Source organism: Achromobacter spanius (assembly GCF_002966795.1).
Taxonomy (GTDB): Bacteria; Pseudomonadota; Gammaproteobacteria; order Burkholderiales; family Burkholderiaceae_B; genus Achromobacter; species Achromobacter spanius_D.
This window is the reverse complement of the sequence record NZ_CP023270.1, coordinates 6093747-6117228: the sequence shown is the minus strand read 5'-3', so window position 1 is coordinate 6117228 and position 23482 is coordinate 6093747. Positions and strand designations below refer to the sequence as shown.

Here is a 23482-nt window from a genome sequence, read left to right as displayed (position 1 = left end):
CCGCGGCGTGTGGCCGCTTTACTGTGCGCCCTTGACGGGCAGGATGCGGTTGTCGATGAACTGCGTCCACACGTAGTCGTCCTCGCGCAGCGCGTCGTGCGAGGCCGGCGTGAAGGGCTGCTCATACGTCTTGATAAGGCCTTCGTACTTGCCGATCTTGTAGAAGCCCTGGCGCACTGCGTCGCCGTCGGTCGAGCCGGCCTGCGCGATGGCCAGCGCGGCAAGCTGCATGCCGTCGTACGCGTTGGCCACGCCCACGGCCGGCGTGATGTCCTGCGGTCCCTTGATGTCGGAATACTTGGTCTTGAGCGCCTGCATCACCTTGTCGCCCACGGGCCCCTGCTTGCCGAAGAAGCTGTACGTCTGCACGAAGTGCACGTTCTTGGCGTTGGGACCCGCCAGTTCCGTGAAGCGGCCGCCGGCCGGGCCCCAGTGCGACACGATCGGCACCTTCCAGCCCATGCGGTCCAGCGACTTCACTACCTGCGCCGACGGGCCCACATTGCCGACCAGGAACAGCGTGTCGGCGCCCGCGGCCTTCAGGCGGCTCAGTTGCGGCACGATGTCCAGATCGTTGGGCTGAAATTTCTCGATGCCGGCCGGCGTCATCTTGGCGGTCGCCAGCGCGGCGTTCAGGCCTTTCTCGTTGGATTCGCCCCAGGGGTTGTTCACCAGGATCATGCCGGGCTTGGCGCTCTGGAACGTCTTCTGCGCGTACTGGACCATCGCGCTGTCGACGATCTCGTCCATCGCCGACACGCGGAACACGAAGTTGGGATTGCCCTTGTTCTGCGTGATGGCGGTGCCCGCAGCCCACGGGCCCATGAACGGCACCTTCTCCTGGTTCACGATCGGCACGATGGCCATGGACACGGGCGTGTCCAGCCCGCCGAACAGCACGGCAACCTTCTCCTTGAAGATCAGTTCGCGCGCGGCGGCCATGCCCTTGGCGGGATTGCCTTCGTCGTCGCGCCGCACCAGCACGACCTGGCGGCCATCCAACAGGCCGCCACGCGCGTTGATCTCGTCGATGGCGACAGTGATGCCGCGCGTCAGCGCTTCGCCGGCGCGCGCCGACTCCCCGGACAGCGCGGTGATCAGGCCGATCTTGATCGGGTCCGCTGCCAGCGCCGGCTGCGAGACGAGGCCCGCGGCGAAAAGGGCGGCGGCAGCCGCGTGGCGCATGAAGGAACGACGGGTCGGGGTCATCGGGACACTCCTGAAAAAGTGGAACGAATCTTGCATGGGGTTAAGTGCTGCTTCGTTTCCTTATGCAAGATCCATGCCACCTGATCCGCGCCCATTGCTGCATGCCGTCATCGCCTCGCCGCCCCAATGCGGACAGGGGCGGCGCGCGCAGGATTCGTATGCATTGACGCCGGATTTTGTCGCCAAAACATCAGCGATTTTGTTCACAATCATGCTTCAGGATTTGCACCAAAATGAATCCATCCTCGCTTCCAAGCACTAAACCGGGGCGCGACGGCGACGCCGCCTGGACGCCGCAACCCCTGGCCTGCCACGGCCGGTTCCCATACCGCGCCATCGCCGGCCGGGCCGACTATTCCTGGCCGAACGGCGCGCGCCTGGCCGTGTACCTGGGCTTCAACATCGAGCACTTCGCGTTCGGAGAAGGACTGGGCGCGGAACTTGGCCCGGCGTCGCCGCATCCGGACGTGCTGAACTACGCCTGGCGCGAATACGGCAACCGCGTGGGCGCGTGGCGCTGTCTGGAATTGTTTGACGAACTGCGCCTGCCGGCCGGCGTGCTGATCAACACCGCGCTCTACGAGCATTGCCCCGATCTGGTGGATGCGTTTCTCGCGCGCGGCGACGAGCTCATCGGACACGGCTACAGCAACGCGCACCGGCAGGGCGGGCTGCCCGAAGCCGAGGAACGCGCGCTGCTGGCGCATTGCCGCGAACGCATCCTGCGGCATGCGGGTAGCGAGCCGGCGGGGTGGCTGTCGCCCTGGATCTCGGAAAGCCACGCTACGCCCGACCTGCTGGCCGAGGCCGGCTACCGCTACACGCTGAACTGGTGCCACGACGACCAGCCCATGCGCATGCGCACCCGAGCGGGCGATCTGTGGGCGATTCCCTACCCGCAAGAGCTCAACGACATTCCGATGATCATGGGACGCAAGATGGACGCGCGCGATTTTGCCGATATGATCCTTGACCAGTACGAGGAGATGCGCGCGCAGGCGGTGCGCCAGCCGCTGGTCATGGGCATTGCGCTGCATCCCTACATCGTCGGCCAGCCGTACCGGTTGCGACATCTGCGGCGCGCGTTGGCGCCGCTGGCCGCCGCCCGCGATCGCGGCGAGATCTGGTTCACCACGCCGGGCGAGATCTGCCAGCATGTGGACGCTTTGCCGCCGGGTGTGATCGATTAGGAGCCGCAGTGCCAAGCCCAACCCAATCCCGCCGTGCCGCCGCCGCGCGGTCCAAGTCCCCCAAGCCCGCCGCGGTCGATGACGTCCTGCCCGACGCCGACATGGAGCGCCGCATCTGCGAAGCGGTCTACGAAAGCGTGATGAGCCAGCGTCTCACGCCGGGCACCAAGCTGCCCGAGGCCGCGATCTGCGACCTGTTCGGCGTGTCGCGGTCGGTGGCGCGCAAGGCGCTGCAGCGGCTGGCGCACGAGCACGTGGTGGACCTGCACCACAACCGCGGCGCGGTGGTGGCCGAGCCCACGCCAGAAGACACCCGCCAGATCTTCCAGGCGCGCCGCGCGCTGGAGGCCGCCCTGCTGCCGCTGGCCGCGGCCCGCGCCACGCGCGCCGATTACGCTTCGCTGCGCCGGCAACTGCGCGACGAACATGCGCTGCTGCATCGCGCCGGGCAGCCGGCCTGGGCGCGGCAGGCCAGCGCGTTTCACGTGCGGCTGGGCGAACTGTCCGGCAACACCATCCTGCATGGCTACCTGGCCGAACTGGTGTCGCGCTGCTCGCTCATCGTGGCGCTGTACGAGCCGCCCGGCAACGCCGCCTGCGAACACGGCGAGCACGTGCTGATTGTGGACATGATGGAGCGCGGCGACGTCGCCGAAGCCGTGCAAACCAACGACAACCACCTTGCGGACCTGGAGCGGCGCATCAGCCTTGAGCGCCCGCAGCCCGCGCAAACCCTTGCCCAGATGCTGGGACTGGCCTGACATGGAAATCGACTTCGACGCTATCACCGAATATCAGCGCTACAAGCTGATGGCCAGCCTGATCGTGCCCCGGCCGATCGCGCTGATCACCACGCTGTCCGAGACCGGCGTGGTCAACGCCGCGCCGTTCAGCATGTTCAACATGCTGGGCGAGGACCCGCCCATCGTAATGGTCAGCATCAACCGTCTGGAAGACGGCGGGCTGAAGGACACCGCGGTCAACATCAAGCGCGACCGCGAGTTCGTCGTGCATCTGACCGACGAAGCCATGGCCGAAAAGATGCACCGCTGCGGCGACCGCCTGCCGGCCGATGTCAGCGAGCTGGCGCACGCGGGCCTGGATGCCGCGCCCAGCCATCGCGTCGCACCGCCGCGCATCGTGCAGGCGCCCGTCGCGTTCGAATGCACGCTGTTCGAAACCATGGAAACCGCCAGCCGCCAGATCTTCATCGGCCAGGTGCGCTGGCTGCATGCGCGCGACGGCCTGATCGACACGGAAACCTGGCGCGTGCGCCTGCAGGATTACTTTCCGGTGGGCCGCTTTGGCGCCAGCTTCTATGTGCGGACGCGCGATCGCTACGCCATCGACGCGGAAAAGAACGCGCCGGCCAGCACGCCCATCGACGAGATCTGAAGCCTCACCACACGGCGGCGTCTGAGCCCGGCGCTCGCAGGCGGCGCGCAAAGCGGCGCGACAGGAAGTCCACGAACGCCAGCGTCTTTGCCGGCAGGTTCAGTCGCTCCGGGTACAGCGCATGGATATCCGCGGGCGGCGTGCGCCAATCGGTCAGCACTTCGCGCAGCCGGCCCGCGCGCAGGTGCGCGGCGGTTTCCCATTCGGAGCGCATGACGATGCCGTGGCCGTCCAGCGCCCATTCCAGCGCGCTCTGGCCGTCATTCGAACTGACCGGGCCGCGCACCTTGACGGTCTCCGCGCGTGCCCCGGATTCCAGCCGCCAGGTGCCGTAGGCCACATCGTTCTCGCGCACGACGATACAGCGGTGGCGCTGCAGATCGCCGGGCGCGCGCGGCTCGCCATGAATCTCCAGGTAGTGCGGCGACGCGCACAGCAGGCGCCGGTTTGATGCGATCCTGCGCGCCGTCAGCCGCGCGTCGGGCAGGTCGCCAAAGCGCACCGCCACGTCAAAGCCTTCCTCGATCAGATTGAGTGGCCTGTCCGTCAGGCGCATCTGCACTTCCACGTCGGGGTACTGGCGGCAAAAGTCCGAGACGGCGGGCACGATGTGGGCGCGTCCGAAGCCGAACGTGGCGTTCAGGCGCAGCAGCCCCTGCGGCTGGGCGCGGGCGCTGGACACCGAGCGTTCCAGCGCCTGCAGGTCGGCCAGGATGCGCGTGCCCTCGGCCAGGTACAGCTCGCCTTCCTGCGTGACGCTGACCCGGCGCGTGGTGCGGTTCAAGAGCCGCACGCCCAGGCGCTGCTCCAGCTTGGCCAGCCGGGTGCTGACCGCGGGCGGCGTCAGCCCCAGTTCCCGCGCCGTGGCCGACAGGTTGCCGTGCTTGACCACCAGCGAAAAGAAAGCGAGATCGGAGAGCGCGTCCATGGCTATTTATAAATTGGATTTAACAAAGATTTATAAATCCAGCGAATTATAAGAACGAAATCGGCCTATACACTGGGTTCACCGATACAGAGCCGCCCCACGCGGCCATACGAGGAGACCCGAAATGAAGATAGCCAGATTGGCCGGCGCATTGTGCGCGGCCGTTGCCGCATCCTGTTGGGCCCATACGGCCGGGGCCAGCAACGCCTTTCCCGAACGCGCGGTGACGCTGATCGTGCCGTTCGCGCCGGGCGGCAGCGTGGACATCGCGGCCCGCCTGATCGCCGACGCCTGGGCGAAGGAGCTGGGGCAGAGCGTGATCGTGGAAAACCGTGCCGGCGCGTCCGGCAACATCGGCATGACGGCCGTGGCGCGCGCCGAGCCCAACGGCTACACGCTGGGCATCAACACCATGTCGCTCGCGATCAATCCGGCGCTCTTCAAGACCATGCCGTTCGATACCGCAAAGGACCTGCGCTCGGTCGGCACGGTGGGCACGTCGCAGCATGTGCTGACGGTCACCAACACCTTGCCCGTGGCGTCGGTGAGCGAGCTGCTCACGTATGTGCGCGCCCGGCCCGCCAACGACCTGAGCTTTGGCTCGGCCGGCACCGGCAGCACGTTCCACATGGCGGCGGAGCTGTTCAAGTCCGTGTCCAAGACGCAGATCCTGCACGTCCCGTACAAGGGCGGCGGCCCCGCGATGCTGGACACGATCAGCGGTCAGGTGCAGATGAGTTTTCCCGTGCTGTCCGCCGCCAAGCCGCAGGTCGACGGCAAGAAGCTGCGCGCGCTCGGGGTGACCGGCACGACGCGCTCGCCGCTCTTGCCCGATGTGCCGACGATTGCCGAGTCGGGCCTGCCGGGCTACGAGTTCAATACCTGGTTCGTCGTCAGCGCGCCGGCCGGCACGCCGCAGCCGGTGATCGACACGCTGAACGCGAAGCTGGCGCAGGCGCTGAAGTCGGACGCCCTGACGCAACGCATGCAGCGGGAGGGGTTTGAACCCCTGATCACCGCGCCGGACAAGACCGACGCCATGGTGGCCGCCGAGATGACGCGCTGGTCCGGCATCGTCAAGGAAGCCGGGATCCAGGCGAACTGAACGGCAGAAGTGGACGCAAAACCCGCCGCACGCAACATCCGCCCGCGCGCGCCGCGGGCGTCTCTTTCAAGCAAGGAAGCACTGACATGCCCGGCATGACGCTATACGACAAACTGGTGGCCAGCCATGAGGTGGCCCGGATCGACGCCGAGCACGTGCTGCTCTACGTCGACCTGCACATCATGAACGAGTACACCAGCCCGCAGGCCTTCAGCGGCCTGGCCGCGCGGGGCCGCGACGTGTTGCGCCCGGGCCAGCAGATGGCGGTGGTGGACCACATCATCCCCACGCATCCGGTGCCGTCGGCGCTGCGCGTGATTGCGGACGATGCGTCGTCGCGCCAGGCGCTGAACCTGAAGCGCAATTGCGATACGCAGCACATTGCGCTTTTTGACACCACGGATCCGCTGCAGGGCATCGAGCACGTCATCGCACCGGAGCACGGCATGATCCTGCCCGGCATGGTGGTGCTGTGCGGCGACAGCCACACCACCACGTATGGCGCGCTTGGCGCCCTGGGCTTTGGCATCGGCACCAGCGAAGTCGAACACATTCTGGCGACGCAGACGCTGGTGTATCGCGTGGCGCGCAACATGCGGATCCGCATCGACGGCGCGCTGCCCGCGCATGTGTCGGCCAAGGATCTGGTGATCTACATCGTGCACCGCATCGGCGCGCAGGGCGCGCGCGGCCATGCCGTGGAGTTCTGCGGCGAGGCGGTGGCCGCGCTGTCGGCCGAAGCGCGCATGACCCTGTGCAACATGACGGTCGAAGCCGGCGCGCGTGCCGCGCTGATCGCGCCGGACGCCGTCACCGACGCGTACGTCACGGCGCATGCGCCGCAGCTGCGCGGTGCAATGCTGGACGAGGCGCGCGCGTGGTGGGTCACGCTGCGCTCGGACGATGACGCGCGCTTCGATGTGGAACACACGTTCGACGCGGGCCGCATCGCGCCCTTTGTGACGTGGGGCACCAGCCCCGATCAGGCAATGGCCGTCGATGGCGCCGTGCCGGATCCGCGGGACGAACCGGATGCGCTGGCCCGGCTGGCGCTGGAAAAGGCGATGGACTATATCGGCCTGGCGGCAGGCGCGCCCATCGCGGGGGTGCCGATCGATCGCGTCTTCATCGGCTCCTGTACCAACGGCCGCATCGAAGATCTGCGCGTCGTGGCGGATCTGGCGCGCGGAAAGAAAGTGGCGGCAGGGGTGCGCGCGATGGTGGTGCCCGGTTCCGGTGCGGTGCGCGCGCAGGCCGAAGCCGAAGGGCTGGCCGCCGACCTGATCGCGGCCGGCTTTGAATGGCGCCAGCCCGGCTGCTCGATGTGCCTGGCCATGAACGACGACGTGCTGCGCCCCGGCGAACGCTGCGCGTCCACCACAAACCGTAATTTCGAGGGACGCCAGGGGCGGGCAGGGCGCACGCACCTGATGAGTCCCGCGATGGCCGCAGCGGCTGCGCTGGCGGGCCGTATCGTCGATGTGCGCACCTGGGGAGACGCCAAATGAATGCCATGATCGAGGGCGTGGCCGCGCCGCTGCCGTATTCCAATCTGGACACCGACCAGATCATGCCCAAGCAGTTCTTGCGCATCATCGACAAGGCCGGGCTGGACAGGGGCCTGCTGTACGACCTGCGCTTTGACGAAGCGGGCGCGCCGCGGCCGGACTGCGTGCTGAACCAGCCGGCGTACGCGGGTACGTCCATGCTGGTGGCGGGGCCCAACTTCGGCTGCGGTTCCAGCCGCGAGCACGCCGTCTGGGGCTTGCAGCAGTTCGGCATCCGGGCGGTCATCGCATCCAGCTTCGGCGAGATCTTCTACTTCAACGCGCTCAATAATGGCCTCTTGCTGGTGACGTTGCCGCCCGCCGAGGTCGACGCCTTGCTCGCGAAGGTGTCCAATACGGCGGCAGCCGGCGCAAACCGCGTCGGCATCGACGTGATGGCCGGACAGGTGCGCGCGGCCGACGGCTGGACCGCACACTTTGACCTGCCGGCGCGGCATCGCAGCATGTTCGCGCAGGGGCAGGACATGGTGGGCGCGACGCTGCAGCAACTGCCCGAGGTGGATCGCTTCGAGGCCCGTCATTGGGCGCGCTTTCCGTGGATGAAGGATGTGGCGCGTCAGGTGCGCGACCGGCTGGACGCCGCCTAGGGCGGGACACGCACGACAACGAAAGGAGATGACGCAGATGACCGCCTTTTTCGACCTGCCGGTGCGGCGCTTTCCGGCCAACGGCGTGGAGATCGCCGCCCGCATCGACGGCTCGGGTCCGCCCCTGCTGCTGTTGCACGGCCATCCGCAGACCCACGCCATCTGGCACCGCGTCTGGCCCGAACTGACGCGTCATCGCACCTGCGTGGCCGCCGACCTGCGCGGCTACGGCGACAGCGAGAAGCCGGCCGCCAGCGCCGATCACGCCGCGCATTCAAAGCGCACCATGGCGGCGGACATGGTGGCCCTGATGCGCGGACTGGGCCACGACCGTTTCGAGGTCCTGGCGCATGACCGCGGCGCGCGCGTCGCACATCGCCTTGCGCTGGACCACCCCGAGGCCGTCGCCCGGATGATGCTGCTGGACATCGCGCCCACGCTGGATATGTACGAAGGCACGACGCGCGCCTTCGCGCAGGCCTATTTCCACTGGTTCTGGCTGATCCAGCCGGCGCCCGTGCCGGAAACGATGATCGAGCACGATCCCATCTTCTACCTGCGGTCCGTGATGGGCGGGCGGCCGGGCGGACTGGCGCATTTTTCGGCCGAGGCCATGGCCGAGTACGAGCGCGCCGCGCGCCAGGCGGGCTGGGCGACCGGCCTTTGCGAGGACTACCGTGCGTCGGCCACGATCGACCTGGACCACGACAAGGCCGGCCGCGCCGCTGGCGAGCGCCTGCGCATCCCGGTGCGCGCGATGTGGGGCGAACGCGGCGCCGTGGGCCGCAACTTCGATGTGCTGGCTCTATGGCGCGCGGTGGCCGACGACGTGACCGGCGGCGCGCTGCCCGGCGCGCACTATCTGGCCGAGGAAACACCGGATGCGGTGCTGGCCGAGGCAGGCGCATTCTTCGGCTGGCGTTGAACAACCGGGGCAGCGCCCGCTGTCAATCAAGCCTCGGCAGGCGATAGGGCTATCCAAAAAGGGACGCACCCCTGGTGTTAACCTTCGGCCCATGAATCGTTACTTCGCAGATCTTTCCGAATTGCCCGACGCCGAGGACGCCCAGCGCGCCTTCAAAGCGTCGGATTCACCCTGCGTGGCGGTGTGCTCCACGCTGTTTGACGACATCTGCCGCGGCTGCGGGCGCACCGCCATGGAAGTCGCCAACTGGGTGTTCATGTCGGACGAAGAAAAGCGCGAAGTCTGGATCCGCATCAAGTCGCAAGGGTATCCGCGGCGCAACAACTGACGCCGCTGCGCACTGACGCGCTTGCGTCCCCGTCTTGGGCTTGTCACATGGCGCAGGCTGAATAGCGCCATTGCCCACTTCCGGCTCCATCATGCGCATCGTTCTCGTCACGGATGCCTGGCATCCGCAAGTCAACGGCGTCGTCCGCACCTGGTCGACCATGCGGCAGATCCTCAGCGACTGGGGCCACGAGCTGATCGTGGTCAGTCCCGAGGGCAGCCGAACCATCCCCGCACCCTCCGAACCCGATCTGCGGCTGTGCCTGCAACCCGGCCGTCAACTGCGCCGCATCCTGGGCGACACCATCCCCGACGCGCTGCACATCGCCACGGAAGGCCCGCTGGGCCTGGCTGCCCGGCGCATGGCGCTGCGGCGGGGCTGGCGCTTCACCACGTCGTTCCACACCATGTTCCCGGATTACCTGGAGGCGCGCATGGGCATCCCTGCCGCGCTGCCGTGGCGCTACCTGCGCTGGTTCCACCGGCCCTCCCAATGCGTGCTGGTGCCCACGCCCACGGTGCGCGACATCCTGGTGCGGCGCGGTCTGGCGAATCTGCGCGTGTGGTCGCGCGGGGTGGATCCGCGCAAGTTTCAGCCCTCGGCCAGCCAGGCGTTCCAGGATCTGCCCCGGCCCGTCTGGCTGAGCGTGGGACGCGTGGCCAAGGAAAAGAATCTGGATGCCTTCCTGTCCCTGGATTTGCCGGGCAGCAAGGTGGTGGTGGGCGCGGGACCGGACGAGGCGCGGTTGAAGAAGCGCTTTCCGGACGCGATCTTCCTGGGCATGCAGCAGGACGGCGCGCTGCCCGGCTTTTACGCGGCCGCCGACGTGTTCGTGTTTCCCAGCCTGACCGACACCTTCGGGCTGGTGATGCTGGAGGCCATGGCCTGCGGAACCCCGGTGGCGGCCTTTCGCAGCGAGGCGCCGCTTGCCGTGGTGCAGGAAGGCGTGACGGGCCGGCTGGACGACGACTTGAAGCGCGCCTGCCTGGCCGCGCTGCCGCTGCACCGCGACGAGGTGCGGGCGCACGCGCTGACCCGCAGCTGGGATTCGGTCGCGTCGGATCTGCTGGACGCACTGGTGCCGCTGACACAGGGCGATTCGCGCGGGGCGGCCAACGACTGGGCGACCACAAGCTGATACAGACGCGCCGCCCGGATTTGCTAGCCGTGCGGCGCGCCAACCTTGTACAATGCCGGGCAATCCTGAGGAGCGTTGCGACGACCCTGCGGTCCCCCATGTGTCTTACCCATGCGGACCCCGGCTCGCCAGGCTCAGGAATCCTTGTTCAAGCGCCGCGCCCCGCGCGTCGCTACAGCAACGGCGCTCACCTTTGTCGCGTATGGCGGGAAAGGCGAGCACTCGACTGTCGTGGTGTATTCGCGTTGTCCGGCCATATCGTGCGCCGTTCGTATTTCACGTGGAGCCTACACACCATGAACGCTGTGACTGATAAATCCTTTTCCGACTACCTCGTCGCCGACATGTCGCTGGCCGGCTGGGGCCGCCGCGAACTCGCCATCGCCGAAACCGAAATGCCCGGCCTGATGGCCATCCGCGAGGAATTCGCCGCATCGCAGCCGCTCAAGGGCGCGCGCATCGCCGGCAGCCTGCACATGACCATCCAGACCGGCGTGCTGATCGAAACGCTGGTGGCCCTGGGCGCCGAAGTGCGCTGGGCCTCGTGCAACATCTTCTCCACGCAAGACCACGCCGCTGCCGCCATCGCCGCGTCGGGCACGCCGGTCTTCGCCGTCAAGGGCGAGACGCTGGAAGAGTACTGGCAGTACACCCACAAGATCTTCGAATGGCCCAATGGCCAGAACGCCAACATGATCCTCGACGACGGCGGCGACGCCACGTTGATGCTGCACCTGGGCACCAAGGCTGAAAAGGACATCTCGGTCCTGGCCAACCCGGGCAGCGACGAAGAGCGCATCCTGTTCGCCGCCATCAAGGAAACGCTGCAGCGCGATCCCAAGTGGTACTCAACCCGCCTGGCGCTGATCAAGGGCGTGACCGAAGAAACCACCACCGGCGTGCATCGCCTGTACCAGATGTCGCAAAAGGGCGAGCTGGCCTTTGCCGCCATCAACGTCAACGACTCGGTCACCAAGTCCAAGTTCGACAACCTGTACGGCTGCCGCGAATCGCTGGTTGACGGCATCAAGCGCGCCACCGACGTCATGGTCGCCGGCAAGATCGCGGTTGTGGCCGGCTACGGCGACGTGGGCAAGGGTTGCGCCCAGGCGCTTGTCGCGCTGCGCGCGCAAGTGTGGGTCACCGAAATCGACCCGATCTGCGCCCTGCAGGCCGCCATGGAAGGCTTCAAGGTCGTGACGATGGAAGAAGCCGCCGCCCACGGCGACATCTTCGTCACCGCCACCGGCAACTACCAGGTCATCACGCGCGATCACATGAACGCGATGAAGGACCAGGCCATCGTCTGCAACATCGGTCACTTCGACAACGAAATCGACGTCGCCGGCCTGGCCGATTGCCAGTGGGAAGAGATCAAGCCGCAAGTCGACCACGTCATCTTCCCGGACGGCAAGCGCATCATCCTGCTGGCTCAGGGCCGTCTCGTGAACCTGGGCTGCGCCACCGGCCACCCCTCGTTCGTGATGTCGTCCTCGTTCGCCAACCAGACGATCGCCCAGATCGAGCTGTTCACGCGCAACGAAGCCTACAAGTCCGGCGAAGTCTACGTGCTGCCCAAGCACCTGGACGAGAAGGTCGCCCGCCTGCACCTGAAGAAGCTGGGCGTCAAGCTCACGACGCTGCGTCAGGACCAGGCAGACTACATCAGCGTGCCGGTCGAAGGCCCCTACAAGCCCAACCACTACCGCTATTGATGGATGTAGCACAATAGGAAAATTCCGCGCCATGTCGGCGCGGGTTTTCCGGTCTGCGGGTCACGCCCGTCGCCGCCCGGCGCCGACGGGTCCGCGGAGCGTCAATACAGGAGTTCGAACATGGTGACACTGATACTCGTCTGGATCCTGAACGCAGTGGCCTTGCTGGCCGTTGCCTACCTGCTGCCCGGCATCACGGTGGCCAGTTTCGGTTCGGCGCTCATCGCCGCGCTGGTGCTGGGCCTGGTGAACATGTTGGTCAAGCCGGTCCTGGTGCTGCTGACGCTGCCCATCACGATCGTTACCCTCGGGCTCTTCCTCATCGTCATCAACGCCTTGTTGTTCTGGTTCGTGGGCTCCGTGCTCAAGGGTTTCCAGGTCAACGGGTTCTGGTGGGCCGTGGGCGGCGCCATCCTGTACAGCATCATCTCCGGCCTCCTGACCAAGCTGATCCCATAGGGTAGGGCCCCCCCGAGCGCTGCGCGCTTCCCCCAGGGGCGTGCCTGCGGACCGGCGGAGCCCGGATCCGCGGCACCTCGCGGGTGGGGCACCTGCTGAATGCGGCGCATGGCGCCATAAGAATACTGATATGTCCGAATCGAACTCTCCTGCTTTTAGTCTGGAATTCTTTCCTCCGCGAGATCTCGCCGGCCAAGAGCGTCTGGTGCGTGCGGCCAAGCAGATGCTGGCCATCCAGCCCAAGTACGTCAGCGTGACGTTCGGCGCGGGCGGTTCCACGCGTGCCGGCACGGCAGACGCCGTGCGCACGCTGCGCAATCTGGGCTGCGATGCGGCGCCTCACCTGTCTTGCGTGGGCGCGTCGCGGCAGGATCTGCGGGACATCCTGCAGGCCTACAAGAACGAAGGCGTGCGGCGCGTGGTGGCCCTGCGCGGCGACCTGCCGTCGGGCATGGGCGGCGACGCGGGCGAGCTGCGCTATGCCAACGAACTGGTGTCGTTCATCCGCGAGGAAACCGGCGACTGGTTCCACATCGAAGTGGCCGCCTATCCCGAAATGCACCCCCAGGCCGCCAATCCCTCGGCCGACCTGGACCATTTCGTGACCAAGGTGAAGGCCGGCGCCGATGCTGCCATCACGCAGTATTTCTTCAACGCCGACGCCTATTTCGACTTCGTCGACCGCGCCCGCGCCAAGGGCGTGAACGTGCCGATCGTGCCGGGCATCATGCCCATCACGAATCACACGCAGCTCCTGCGGTTCTCGGAAATGTGCGGCGCCGAAGTGCCGCGCTGGATCCGCCTGCGCCTGGCCGAGTTCGGCGACGACAAGGCTTCCATCCGCGCCTTCGGCGTGGACGTCGTGACCGAGCTGTGCCAGACCCTGCTGGATAACGGCGCGCCGGGCGTGCACTTCTACACGCTGAACAGTTCCGAAGCGCCGCTGGCGATCTGGAAGGAACTGACGGTGTAAGGCGTCAGCTGCGCGCGGCTGCAGGCTTGCCGCCCGCCGTTCTTGCGAATAGGCCGGCGAGTCCGATGGCCCTGATGAGATGGTCATCAGATCCCCACGAAGCGATACGCTGAGTGGGGATTTTTTCTTTCTGTGAGACCGCTCGCTACCAACGTCGCAGATGACCGGTGATTCGTTAGGCGGTTCAAACTCTTTGACAAATCAGACCCGCTCTTCTGAGCTTTCGAACTATTCATATGTCCAAGGGGACGGTCCCGCCTTAGATTGAACGACTTTTCGTTCAATTGACGAGTGACACGCACATGGCGGGTGCAGCAACAGATTTGATAGCCGAGGCGTCTCGTTGGACACGTCGGCTGGTAAATGCAATGCCATGCCCCGATTGGGCCACGCTTGAACGGGCAGCCCGCCCCTGGATTCTTCTGGACGGCGCGTACAGCGACACACTCGAAAACGACCTTCGGCAAATCAAGCGTGGATTCGAGTACCGCTGGGTCTGGCGCGACACGCCTTGGGAATACCGTAATCCCGGCTATCGACACGGCCCCCTGTTGGCGCCGCTCGACGAGGCATTGTTCAGCTACGCCGTTGAACATTGGCTCTGCCAACAAGCGGGAATCCTCCTGCTCGCCTCTGTCGATCAGGGCATGCTGATCGCTCACCTCCAACAGTTGCATCAACTGACGGGTACAGACGGCTTTCCGATCAGGTTCAGCCTTAATGGCGCGCGGGCGCTTGAAGAGTTCTGCGAAGGCTTGACGGCGCATTCCTTGTCCAGGCTGTTCGGCCCCATCCAACGCTTCATATGGTATGCAGGCAACGAGCATCAGAGCGAATGGTTGGTTGCGATCTCTCCCGTACAGGGGCAAGCCATGCCTGGGCTGGACAAGCCCATCGCCCTGACGAAAGCCGACGAAGTCTCACTCGATCAGGCCAGCCTCGCGTGGTTCGTGCGCGACTGCGCGCGCAGTATTCGCCGACAAACGCCAGCGTACGGCGACCCCAAGAATGAACCGGCCTTGTGGCGGCGCACTGATCTGTTCGTCCGCGAGGCCGCGGAGCAGCTTGCGCTCACCCTGGAACGCGACGTTCGCCATTACGTCGATCTGCGGTTTCGCTACCCGCAAGAATTTTTCGCGAAGGATAGCGAGCTTCGGGGAATCCTGATCGAGCGGCACATTCCCGGAAAGCAGCGATTGTGGGACGCCGAAGCACGACTCTCGGCGCTGGCGGCGCGATAAAGGAAACCCACCACGTGAACTTCAAAAAGGCACTTGGCTGCATCCGTCCGAACGAGAAGCGCCTGGGCAAAGCCATCTCCCCACCGCCCTGCGAACGCGGAGTTCCCCTATATCCGCTGCGCTATGGCATTGCCGATTACGCGTGGGATAAGGAAGTGTTTCCCCGCCTGTACACCGAGGGCTATCCCACGCTCACGGCCGGTAAAGCGTATGGATTGCGCACATTGCGTCCGGGCACCTACGTCTATCTCTGCTACTTCGAGCACGGACGCATGTGGACACAACACTACCAAGTCACTGAAGACGTCAAGTTCGCTCGCATCTGGTGGAGCGAGGCCGACGATCAGGATGCAACGCCGGGCCGGTTAAGCCGGCCCGATACGGTCAGCGCCCAGACATATCTTTTCGCGCCAGATGCGAATACTGCCGAAACCGTACACATCCTGGTGAGTGACACACTGCTGTCCCACCGCACGCTCTGGGCTATCGAGACCAACGACGGAGGGCTTCGCGATGCGCTGAGCACGCAATGCAGGCCGGCCGGCAATCCCTACCAAAACCACGTCTTCGACGCGACGCTGCTGGGTCAGGCCGCACGAGAACTCGTCTCGCCATCCGGACACGGCGCGCCCAAGCCTTTTGTGTGGAGCGAAATCCAGTTCCCAGAAGAGGCGCCAACTCACCACAACATACTCGGCAATATGTATATCGCATTGCTGCCGCGCAAGGACTTCACGCCTCTGGTGGTGGTACTACAGGATCCGATCGGGATTGCCAGCGAGCTTCATTACCTGATTACTTATGCCGTGAAGCTAAAGACGGAATACGCCGGACGGAACGCACACAAACTGCAGAGTGGAACGTTCATCAGCAATTATTTCGGGGGGATGAAGAAACAGGCTGCGACTAATCCAAACCTGGCCAAGACGCTCGTAAGGCAGCAAAACTTGGTGAATTACGCCGGCGCGATTTCGTTTCCCCGAATTTATGCCAAAGAAATAGAAGCGTTCGAGAACACAATTGCCAAAGCGGTACAGGATTCGGTTGCGTGGGTTCGCCTGATCGACTTATCCCAACTCCTGGGCAAGGCACTACGGTGCTTTGACCGCAGCGTGATCCAGAACGCACACGATTATGAGGACGCCGTGCTTCAGTGCATTGGCGGACTCGTGCACTCCAAAGATGGAATACAGGTTCTGAACCGCCTGATAAATTTGCCCGTCGACGAAAGCCCCTATTGGCTCGCGCTGGCCAATGGCAGCGAACTGCTTCTTGCCCGTCTCAAAGCTAGTTCCGGTGAAATTGCCAAGAACCTTTTCAGCGTCATGGACAAGGTCTTGGAACAGCACCAATTGACCGCAGCCTCCAACGCGCTAATCGGACTGCTGCAGGCATTGCCGGAACCCAAAGTGGCGGATGTACTGATGCCACGTTTGCGGCATGTGATGGAGGTCAGAGCCGGCGTCACCATTGTCCGTTACGACGTTGGAATCGACGACCTGCTGCGAGCCGCTTATGAATTCCAGGGGTATCAAACGCTTGGCGAGGACGGACGGGGGTGGAAGATGCCGTCGCCGAAGATCAATCCAGCAGACTCGGTTAAGAGGGCGTCCGTCTATGACTGGTTGAAGGTTGGTGAAACAACATACCGCGAATTTGACGAGGTGACAGGCAAGCCAACACTTCCGCCTTCCAGGGCTATTCAAATGGAGGGCAATCCGTTTTTTCACGCAGTTAATAAGCTCAGAGCCCCTGGAGGGCACGTCCTTACGGGCTTGGGGGGCTTCTTGGCGATTCAGAGCTTCTCAAATGCAGGCAAAGATATTGTCCACGAATCCACCCGATGGCAATTGGAAAGCATATCCAGTTTTGCCGGGGCTATGGGCGCACTGATCGGAGCAGGAATTGAAATCAGTTCAAGCATTGTTTTAGCGCATGCCACGCTTCGAGGAAATTCTGCGTTAGGAAAAAGTGCAAAGATATTTGCGGCCAAAAGAGGGGTTGCGATTTTTGGTGCGGGGAGTGCCGGTTTTGTCGCCTTGGCCGACGGCTTCAGAGCCGTCGACGCTGCACGTGAAAGCAATTTCGAACAAGCCGGAATGCATATTGGCTCAGCCCTGGCTGGGGGCGTGCTGGCAGTTGGTACATGGGCAGGGGGAACCGCCACTGCTGCGACCCTCATCGGTGGCGGAGGCGCGGTGGCAGTCCTTGGTTTGACACCCTTGGGATGGGCAATAGTGGTTGGCCTCGCGGTGACGTTCATTGTCGGATTTTCCTACGGTGCCGATATGCGCAAGCATGGACCGTCGGATATCTGGCTCAAGCATAGTGCGTGGGGCATCAACAGTCTTCGTTACTCAAACCAAGACGAATTGAATGCTATTCACAGTTTGTGCCACCGGCCTCGGCTAACAGCTGAATGGGATAAGGCGGTCACCTATTCAGTGGGCACGCTTCGTATCAGTTGCCAACTGCCAATGTTGAATGACATCCCCGGTGAAAAGTTTCAGAACCGGCTGGTTGTCACATTAAGAGGCAACAAGTTGACCAGAGTAGATGGACCAATCGCATACGCGCCTGGATCCAATCCAATCGATTATCGCCAAGAATTTCTGGTCGCGCCTTTAGGCAGCACAGGCCGAGAATGTGGCTGGTCAATCCAGATGCATGAGGATGCCGAAGTGGCACTGGAATATCTGTACTTTCCCGACCCTGAACGACAGCCCGGTCTTGCACTGCGGCAACCGGCAGCTCCGACACCCATGGTTTTTACGTCCGCTGGATGGCTCTCGGACCCAATCGATCCCGCCACACTTGAACCTGTTAGGGCTCCAAAATGAACGTCAAGCGCCTTGCGAAAAATTTGCGCTTTGGCGGTATGTCGTTGCACCGACAAAGCGTTAGTCCGGACGGCCCCCGGCCGGATGGTGTGCGGAGGGCCAACGATCGTTGCGTGGAACTGGACTCCTACGCGAATTTCGTTCAAAGCGGCAGCGCTAGTTCTATAGGGATATTGGCGATCGCGGCAATGGCAATCATGCTTTGCATCTTTACTCTGATTGGTTTTGATAACTTGACATATCAGGGCATTGCGCGAGTCGCGTCCATATCGCTTCTCCTGGTGCCGATGTCCTTTTTGTTCTACTTCGCCAGTGGCGCTCATCGTAGTCGAGGGGCATTCATCCGAATCCATCGCGGAACCCGCAAGCTTTATTTCGTGTATCCGCGGAAAACTCGGCTACACGTTCTGGATTGGGACCAGATTGAAGCTTTGGCCGGCTACATTCCTATCGTCTCCGCAAGCGGCTATGCCAGCAGGCACCCGCTCTATTTGATAGGGGTCGACCACGCCATGAACCCTCCGACGGAAATCTGCGTTGCATGCGGCAACCTCGGTCTGTTCGACGGAGATCGATCCGCCAAAGCGCTCTGGGCCTATCTTCAAGCCTTTATGGCCCACGGTCTCGACGGCTTGCCTGAACCCGCACCGCTGCCTCCTCGATTGACCCGCAAGCAGGAAGCCCTCCAACCGTACCGAGACTGGCTCGCAGGATTGCGCCGCAGACTCGCCAAGCCCTACGGCATGTTGAAAGCGCCGATCACTATTCCCATTTGGCTGGGGTGGCTCTTGATCAATGCCTTTCCGGATAGCGTGGAGGCCTTCATTCAGTACAACGTTCCTTACTCGAAGTTCCCCGAGGAAATAGAGCAATTGTGCGGGTTTGATGAAGTGCGCACCGGTCATTCACGTTAATGGGGGGCGCACTGAGCAGTGAAGCGATACACAGCCGTCGAAGCATGACGCAGGTTGTCCGTTCACTCCGCGGCGCGTTGGGGCAACCACACGCGCCAATGCCCTTGATGTATTCACCGGGAAAACGTCTGTTTGACCCGATCGATTCGGTCGTTTGCGTCAACGGTGAAGGATCCGAGCCGTGATGTTCCCGTCGGTCGTCATGGATTGGGACCTGCCCCCCAACCGACTCGGAACGGAGCAAGAAAATCCCGATTTACACCAACACCTTCTTGCTGGCAAAAATCGGGCTGATCATGGGTTGTAGTTGGTGCAATGTTGTCGTTGGCGCACTACGTGCGCCGGATAATCGCGGCGCCTAACCGGCCGCCGCATGCATCAATCCGCGTAAACCCCCGCCTTGCGAATCACCCCACCCCACTTGTCCACTTCAGACTTCAACCACGTCTGCAGCCCCTCGGGCGTCTGCTTCGCTTCGGGCACGATCTCGGCGCCCAGTTCGGCCATCTTCTGCGTGAAGACCGGGTCCTTCAGCGCGGCGCGCAGCGCGGCGTTGAACTTGTCGATCGCCTCGGGCGGAGTGCCCTTCGGCGCATAAACGCCGTGCCACACCTTGACCTCGAAGTCCTTCAGGCCGCCTTCCTTCAACGTGGGCGCGTCGGGCAGCGTCTTGATGCGGTCCAGCGTGGTGACGCCGTACAGCTTGACGCGTTCGGCCTTGATCTGCGGGATGGTCTGCGTGGTCTGGTCGCACAGGACGTCCACCTGCCCGCCCAGCAGCGCGGTCATGGCGGGGGCGGTGCCCGCATAGGGCACGGTGGTGAATTGCACGCCCAGCGACTCCTGCAGCAGCATGCCGCACAGCTGCGACACGGCGCCCAGGCCGGCGTTGGCCAGGTTGATCTTGTTGCCGTTTTCCTTGGCGTACTTGATGAAGTTGGCCATGCCGTCGGCCGGCAGGTCCTTGCGGCCCAGCAGGGTCATCGGCACGTCGGCGACCTGGCCGACATAGGCGAAGTCCGTCAGCGGGTTGTACGACAGCTTGCGGTACAGCGCGGGCGCCGTCGCCATGCCGTTGTGGTGGATAAGGAAGGTGTAGCCATCGGGCGCGGCGCGCGCCACGTGCTGCGAGGCCAGCGTGCCGCCGGCGCCGGTGCGGTTTTCGATGACGATGCTCTGTCCCAGCGTCTTGGCCATGGAAGCGCCCAGGCTGCGGGCCACGACGTCGGTGGGACCGCCCGCGGCAAACGGCACCACCAGCGAAATCGGGTGATTCGGGTAGGTTCCCTGCGCGCCGGCGTTGCCAAAGGCCAGGCAGGACAGGGCCAGCATGGGCCAGGCTGCGCGCTTGAGGGCGCGGGCGTATGGGTGGGACATGTCTCGCTCCTTGTAGTCTCTTCGGCCCGCGATGCCGCGCATGGCGGGCAGGCATCGGCAGTGTGGCGCGACTAGGGCGAGGTTGGGAATTCGTGGATTCGCAAGCCGGGCTTCGGCGCGCGGAAAGGAGGGTTTACGCGGACTTGCCCGCAGAAGCGCTAAAAAGCCTGCGTGTAGCGCATCACGGCTCTGGAATGTTTTCCCGAAAGATCACCTGCAGCCGCGGCAGGTAGCTGGGTTCGGGCGCGCCCTTCACCGCCGCCACCAGCAGCTTGACGATCTCGCGCGCCTCCACGCGCGGGTTCTGGTCGATCACGGCGTCCATGGTGCGATCAAGCAACAGGCGGCGCGTGGCTTCGGTGAGGTCGTGGCCGACGAAGACAATGCGGGGGGCGGCGGCTGCCTTGCCTGAGCGGGCCTCGGTCGGCCACGCCTCCGCCGGCCGCGCCTCTTTCAGCGCCCGCGCGATGCCTTGATTGCCGGCGCCGATGTTGTAGATCGCGTGCGGCGGATCTTTGCGCAGTAGATCCTGCGTGACGGCAAACGCGCGGTCGCGGTCGTCGCCGATTTCGAGCGTATGTGCGATGCGCAGGTGCGGAAACTCTTCGCTCAGCAGCGAGCGAAAGCCCATCTCGCGCTCCTCGTGGCCGCGATAGGCCAATGACCCCACGAACACCGCGACCTTGCGTTCGGTGTGCTGCGGCAGAAACCGGCCCAGCAACAACGCGGCCAGGCGGCCCGCGGCGCGGTTGTCGATGCCCACGTAACCCAGCCGCGCCGAGATCGGAATGTCCGACACCAGGGTGCTCACATGCACGCCGCTGTCGCGCAGCGCCATGATGGCATCGCGCACCTGGGGATGGTCCAGTCCGACCAGGCCAACGGCCTGCGTCTGCTCGCGCAGCTCGTAGAGCTTTTTGGCGAGCTTGTTGGCGTCGAATCCCTCGATCAGATGCAGGCGGGCCCGCACATCGGGGCGGGTGGCGGCTTCTTCGAGCAGGTGCCGGCCCAACGCGGTCATGAAGCTGTTGGTGCCGGCGGGCAAGACGAAATCGACCCGCACGTCCTGACTGGCGGCCTCGGCGCCCGGGACGAAGTAGCCCAGGCGATTGGCAATCGCCAGCACGCGGTCGCGCGTCTTGCCGCGCACGCCGTCGCGGTCGTTCAGCACCCGGTCCACGGTGGCGGTAGACATGCCGGCTTCACGGGCAATGAGGGAAATGGTGGGGCGCATGCGGGACCAGACTCTCAAGACACCATCAGGGCGATGGCAACCGGGCCATCATAAGCCATCATTTGCAATCATTCAGGATCAAAAAGGTAACGTCGCTGCCCTATGGGAGCAAACCGCCTTTACCCCTGATTGTTTTGATGTGAATATCGCGGCTCAATACATCAAATACCGCACGGCAGGATGCCAGGCAGTCGACAGTGCATACCGGGCCGGCAGGAGGAGCACATGTCGCACCCAACCCTGGTGCCCGACCCCCCCGTTCGGGAACGGCGCTTTCGCATCGGCTGTATCGGCGCCGGCATGATCATGGCCGAATGCCATCTGGCGGCCTATCAGCAGGCCGGCTTCACGGTGGCGGCGATCGCGTCGCGGACCCGCAGCAAGGCGGCTGCCGTCGCCGAACGCTACGGCATCCCGCGCGTGCATGACGATCCCCTGGCCCTGATCGCCGATCCGCAGATCGAGATCGTGGACATCGCGTATCCGCCCGACCAGCAGCCCGCGCTGATTCGCGCCGCATTGCGCGCCCCGCACGTGCGTGGCGTGCTGGCGCAGAAGCCGCTCGCCTTGTCGCTGGATGAAGCCCGCGCCCTGCGCGACGAGGCAAGGGCCGCCGGCAAGATCCTGTCGGTGAACCAGAACATGCGCTACGACCAGTCGATGCGCACGCTCAAACAGCTGCTCGACCAGGGCGTGCTGGGCACGCCGGTGTTCGCGCAGATCGACATGCACGCGATCCCGCACTGGCAGGATTTCCTGCGCGGCTATGACCGGCTGACGCTCTCGAACATGAGCGTGCACCACCTCGACGCCCTGCGTTATCTGTTTGGCGAGCCCACCGAGATCACCAGCATCACGCGCCCCGATCCGCGCACCGAGTTCGCGCACCAGGATGGGCTGGTGACCACCATGCTGCGCTTTGGCAACGGGCTGCTCGCGCTGTCGCTCGAAGACGTGTGGTCGGGTCCGCGAGCCGAGGGATACCCCGACGACCAGCACATCCGCTGGCGCGTGGAAGGCACCGAAGGCGTCGCGCGCGGCACCATCGGCTGGCCCACCGGCGAGCCGTCGACCCTGAGCTACGCCTCGCGCGCGGCCGAGGGCCATACCGACGGGCGTTGGGTGACGCCCACGTGGGACACGATGTGGTTTCCGCATGCCTTCATCGGCGTGATGGAGCAGTTGCAGTACGCGCTGGCCAGCGGCACCGAGCCTGCGTTGAGCGTGACCGACAACGTACGCACGATGGCGCTGGTCGAGGCCGCGTACACGTCCATCGCCGAAGGCCGCACAGTACGGCTGCCGGCTGTTGAATAACCAGACAGAAAAAACAGACGGAGACAACCATCATGATCCAGACCGGAATCTTCTCGGGCTACTTTCCCTATGAGCTGGAGCGCACCGCCAAGGTGATCCGCTCGCACGGCTTCAACACCGTGCAGCTGGACCTGCATTTCAAGGACATGGAGCTTGGCCCGGGGCAGCTGACCGCGCAGAAATGCACGCAGATCCGCGACACCTTCCGCAATTACAACCTGCCGGTGTCCTGCATCTCGGCCTATACCAACATCGTTCATCCCGATCCCGCCGAGCGCCAACGCCGCAACGGTTATCTCAAAGAGATCCTCACGCACGCGCGCCAGCTGGGTTCGCCCTACGTGATCTCGGAAACCGGCACGTTCGATCCCGACAGCGACTGGGTGCATCACCCCAAGAACAAGACCGAGGAAGGTTGGGAGCAGTGCCGCGCGGTGATCGCCGAGCTGTCGCAACATGCCTATGACCATGGCGCGGTGTTCCTGCTGGAGACCTACGTGAACAACGTGGTGGGATCGGTCGAGGAAACGCTGCGCATGTTCGCCGAAGTGGATCATCCAGGCCTGGGCCTGCTGATGGATCCGACGAACTTCTTCGAAGCGCACAACATCGACCACATGGACCGCACGCTCAATCAGGTGTTCGACGCGCTCTCCGACAAGATCTGCATCGCGCATGCCAAGGACGTGAAGCGTTCGGGCGACGACAAGTCGGAAAAGCACAGCGACATCGGTGACGAGGGCGCGGCCGAAAGCCATACCTTCCGTGGGGTAGGCGAGATCGAACTGCCGGCGCCGGGCCTGGGCGCGCTCAATTACGACCTGTATCTGCAGCGCCTGGCAAAGAAGCACCCCAACATTCCCATCATCATCGAACACCTGACCGAAGACGACGTGCCGCGCGCCAAGACCTTTCTTGACGAGCGGCTCCGCGCGAACGGTCTGTAGGCCGGCGCCGCAAGCAATACCGGCGCACCGCGAAGCCATCATCGAAGAAGGCCAGCGGCGCGCCGTCTGAACACGATTCTGAACACCGACAC

General features: G+C 64.2%; 21 protein-coding genes and 1 riboswitch. Of the genes, 17 read left to right on the top strand and 4 right to left on the bottom strand.

Going from position 1 to position 23482, the window contains the following annotated elements; all coding sequences use genetic code 11:
• Positions 1–18 precede the first annotated feature (18 nt).
• Positions 19–1209: an ABC transporter substrate-binding protein gene (locus CLM73_RS27750; protein WP_105241163.1), complete on the bottom strand. Its 1191-nt coding sequence runs from the start codon at positions 1207–1209 to the stop codon at positions 19–21.
• 233 nt (positions 1210–1442) lie between these two features.
• Between CLM73_RS27750 and CLM73_RS27745 the strand changes: the two genes are divergently transcribed.
• From CLM73_RS27745 to CLM73_RS27735, 3 genes are read left to right on the top strand one after another with little or no spacing between them, the layout of a single operon-like run.
• Positions 1443–2399: a polysaccharide deacetylase family protein gene (locus CLM73_RS27745; protein ID WP_105241162.1), complete on the top strand. Its 957-nt coding sequence runs from the start codon at positions 1443–1445 to the stop codon at positions 2397–2399.
• Positions 2400–2407: 8 nt separating this feature from the next.
• Entirely contained in the window at positions 2408–3160 is a 753-nt protein-coding gene (locus CLM73_RS27740) for a GntR family transcriptional regulator (protein WP_105241161.1), read from the top strand.
• Between the two features lies 1 nt (position 3161).
• A complete protein-coding gene (locus CLM73_RS27735) occupies positions 3162–3794 on the top strand; it encodes a flavin reductase family protein (RefSeq protein WP_105241160.1) in 633 nt (210 codons plus the stop codon).
• A 4-nt stretch (positions 3795–3798) separates the two neighbouring features.
• On the opposite strand, the gene CLM73_RS27730 is transcribed toward CLM73_RS27735, so the two are convergent.
• On the bottom strand, positions 3799–4722 hold the full coding sequence (locus CLM73_RS27730; protein WP_105241159.1) for a LysR family transcriptional regulator: 924 nt from the start codon (positions 4720–4722) through the stop codon (positions 3799–3801).
• Positions 4723–4846: 124 nt separating this feature from the next.
• Here CLM73_RS27730 and CLM73_RS27725 point away from each other — a divergent pair, with 124 nt between their 5' ends.
• The 12 genes from CLM73_RS27725 (at position 4847) to CLM73_RS27670 (ending at position 18515) form a co-directional block, all read left to right on the top strand.
• Positions 4847–5827, top strand: coding sequence for a tripartite tricarboxylate transporter substrate binding protein (locus tag CLM73_RS27725; RefSeq protein WP_105241158.1), 981 nt, complete (start codon positions 4847–4849; stop codon positions 5825–5827).
• Between the two features lie 86 nt (positions 5828–5913).
• Positions 5914–7335 carry a 3-isopropylmalate dehydratase large subunit gene (leuC, locus tag CLM73_RS27720; RefSeq protein ID WP_105241157.1) on the top strand — a complete coding sequence of 474 codons (1422 nt, stop codon included), beginning with the start codon at positions 5914–5916 and terminating at the stop codon, positions 7333–7335.
• The gene (gene leuD / locus CLM73_RS27715; RefSeq protein ID WP_105241156.1) at positions 7332–7982 is read left to right on the top strand and encodes a 3-isopropylmalate dehydratase small subunit; all 651 of its coding nucleotides are present in this window, start codon (positions 7332–7334) and stop codon (positions 7980–7982) included. Before leuC ends, leuD begins: the two co-directional genes overlap by 4 nt.
• 37 nt (positions 7983–8019) lie before the next feature.
• Positions 8020–8907 carry an alpha/beta fold hydrolase gene (locus CLM73_RS27710; protein WP_105241753.1) on the top strand — a complete coding sequence of 296 codons (888 nt, stop codon included), beginning with the start codon at positions 8020–8022 and terminating at the stop codon, positions 8905–8907.
• A gap of 91 nt (positions 8908–8998) precedes the next feature.
• On the top strand, positions 8999–9235 hold the full coding sequence (locus CLM73_RS27705; RefSeq protein ID WP_105241155.1) for a DUF1289 domain-containing protein: 237 nt from the start codon (positions 8999–9001) through the stop codon (positions 9233–9235).
• Positions 9236–9326: 91 nt separating this feature from the next.
• Positions 9327–10373: a glycosyltransferase family 4 protein gene (locus tag CLM73_RS27700; RefSeq protein WP_105241154.1), complete on the top strand. Its 1047-nt coding sequence runs from the start codon at positions 9327–9329 to the stop codon at positions 10371–10373.
• Positions 10374–10434: 61 nt separating this feature from the next.
• Positions 10435–10569, top strand: a riboswitch (S-adenosyl-L-homocysteine riboswitch).
• A gap of 100 nt (positions 10570–10669) precedes the next feature.
• A complete protein-coding gene (ahcY, locus tag CLM73_RS27695) occupies positions 10670–12088 on the top strand; it encodes an adenosylhomocysteinase (RefSeq protein ID WP_105241153.1) in 1419 nt (472 codons plus the stop codon).
• 123 nt (positions 12089–12211) lie between these two features.
• Positions 12212–12547 (top strand): phage holin family protein, encoded by a 336-nt coding sequence (locus CLM73_RS27690; RefSeq protein ID WP_056327402.1) that lies wholly within the window; start codon positions 12212–12214, stop codon positions 12545–12547.
• Between the two features lie 130 nt (positions 12548–12677).
• Positions 12678–13520 (top strand): methylenetetrahydrofolate reductase [NAD(P)H], encoded by an 843-nt coding sequence (metF, locus tag CLM73_RS27685; RefSeq protein ID WP_056571275.1) that lies wholly within the window; start codon positions 12678–12680, stop codon positions 13518–13520.
• Positions 13521–13888: 368 nt separating this feature from the next.
• On the top strand, positions 13889–14761 hold the full coding sequence (locus CLM73_RS27680) for a DUF4123 domain-containing protein (protein WP_105241152.1): 873 nt from the start codon (positions 13889–13891) through the stop codon (positions 14759–14761).
• Between the two features lie 14 nt (positions 14762–14775).
• Positions 14776–17601: a toxin VasX gene (locus CLM73_RS27675; protein ID WP_105241151.1), complete on the top strand. Its 2826-nt coding sequence runs from the start codon at positions 14776–14778 to the stop codon at positions 17599–17601.
• A gap of 113 nt (positions 17602–17714) precedes the next feature.
• On the top strand, positions 17715–18515 hold the full coding sequence (locus tag CLM73_RS27670) for a DUF6708 domain-containing protein (RefSeq protein ID WP_158685946.1): 801 nt from the start codon (positions 17715–17717) through the stop codon (positions 18513–18515).
• 378 nt (positions 18516–18893) lie between these two features.
• On the opposite strand, the gene CLM73_RS27665 is transcribed toward CLM73_RS27670, so the two are convergent.
• Both CLM73_RS27665 and CLM73_RS27660 read right to left on the bottom strand, forming a co-directional pair.
• The gene (locus CLM73_RS27665; RefSeq protein WP_105241149.1) at positions 18894–19892 is read right to left on the bottom strand and encodes a tripartite tricarboxylate transporter substrate-binding protein; all 999 of its coding nucleotides are present in this window, start codon (positions 19890–19892) and stop codon (positions 18894–18896) included.
• Between the two features lie 181 nt (positions 19893–20073).
• On the bottom strand, positions 20074–21087 hold the full coding sequence (locus CLM73_RS27660) for a LacI family DNA-binding transcriptional regulator (protein ID WP_199778367.1): 1014 nt from the start codon (positions 21085–21087) through the stop codon (positions 20074–20076).
• 264 nt (positions 21088–21351) lie between these two features.
• Between CLM73_RS27660 and CLM73_RS27655 the strand changes: the two genes are divergently transcribed.
• Both CLM73_RS27655 and CLM73_RS27650 read left to right on the top strand, forming a co-directional pair.
• Complete coding sequence (locus CLM73_RS27655; protein WP_056560468.1) at positions 21352–22443, top strand: Gfo/Idh/MocA family protein; 1092 nt, start codon at positions 21352–21354, stop codon at positions 22441–22443.
• A 32-nt stretch (positions 22444–22475) separates the two neighbouring features.
• Positions 22476–23390 (top strand): sugar phosphate isomerase/epimerase family protein, encoded by a 915-nt coding sequence (locus CLM73_RS27650; RefSeq protein ID WP_105241147.1) that lies wholly within the window; start codon positions 22476–22478, stop codon positions 23388–23390.
• The last annotated feature ends 92 nt before the right edge of the window (positions 23391–23482 follow it).

What these genes read in the sequence shown, in the direction of transcription:
- CLM73_RS27750 (WP_105241163.1), bottom strand. Translation starts at nt 1,209, where the DNA reads ATGACCCCGACCCGTCGTTCCTTCATGCGCCACGCGGCTGCCGCCGCC.
- CLM73_RS27745 (WP_105241162.1), top strand. Translation starts at nt 1,443, where the DNA reads ATGAATCCATCCTCGCTTCCAAGCACTAAACCGGGGCGCGACGGCGAC.
- CLM73_RS27735 (WP_105241160.1), top strand. Translation starts at nt 3,162, where the DNA reads ATGGAAATCGACTTCGACGCTATCACCGAATATCAGCGCTACAAGCTG.
- CLM73_RS27730 (WP_105241159.1), bottom strand. Translation starts at nt 4,722, where the DNA reads ATGGACGCGCTCTCCGATCTCGCTTTCTTTTCGCTGGTGGTCAAGCAC.
- CLM73_RS27725 (WP_105241158.1), top strand. Translation starts at nt 4,847, where the DNA reads ATGAAGATAGCCAGATTGGCCGGCGCATTGTGCGCGGCCGTTGCCGCA.
- leuC (WP_105241157.1), top strand. Translation starts at nt 5,914, where the DNA reads ATGCCCGGCATGACGCTATACGACAAACTGGTGGCCAGCCATGAGGTG.
- leuD (WP_105241156.1), top strand. Translation starts at nt 7,332, where the DNA reads ATGAATGCCATGATCGAGGGCGTGGCCGCGCCGCTGCCGTATTCCAAT.
- CLM73_RS27710 (WP_105241753.1), top strand. Translation starts at nt 8,020, where the DNA reads ATGACCGCCTTTTTCGACCTGCCGGTGCGGCGCTTTCCGGCCAACGGC.
- CLM73_RS27705 (WP_105241155.1), top strand. Translation starts at nt 8,999, where the DNA reads ATGAATCGTTACTTCGCAGATCTTTCCGAATTGCCCGACGCCGAGGAC.
- CLM73_RS27700 (WP_105241154.1), top strand. Translation starts at nt 9,327, where the DNA reads ATGCGCATCGTTCTCGTCACGGATGCCTGGCATCCGCAAGTCAACGGC.
- ahcY (WP_105241153.1), top strand. Translation starts at nt 10,670, where the DNA reads ATGAACGCTGTGACTGATAAATCCTTTTCCGACTACCTCGTCGCCGAC.
- metF (WP_056571275.1), top strand. Translation starts at nt 12,678, where the DNA reads ATGTCCGAATCGAACTCTCCTGCTTTTAGTCTGGAATTCTTTCCTCCG.
- CLM73_RS27680 (WP_105241152.1), top strand. Translation starts at nt 13,889, where the DNA reads ATGCCATGCCCCGATTGGGCCACGCTTGAACGGGCAGCCCGCCCCTGG.
- CLM73_RS27665 (WP_105241149.1), bottom strand. Translation starts at nt 19,892, where the DNA reads ATGTCCCACCCATACGCCCGCGCCCTCAAGCGCGCAGCCTGGCCCATG.
- CLM73_RS27660 (WP_199778367.1), bottom strand. Translation starts at nt 21,087, where the DNA reads ATGTCTACCGCCACCGTGGACCGGGTGCTGAACGACCGCGACGGCGTG.
- CLM73_RS27655 (WP_056560468.1), top strand. Translation starts at nt 21,352, where the DNA reads ATGTCGCACCCAACCCTGGTGCCCGACCCCCCCGTTCGGGAACGGCGC.
- CLM73_RS27650 (WP_105241147.1), top strand. Translation starts at nt 22,476, where the DNA reads ATGATCCAGACCGGAATCTTCTCGGGCTACTTTCCCTATGAGCTGGAG.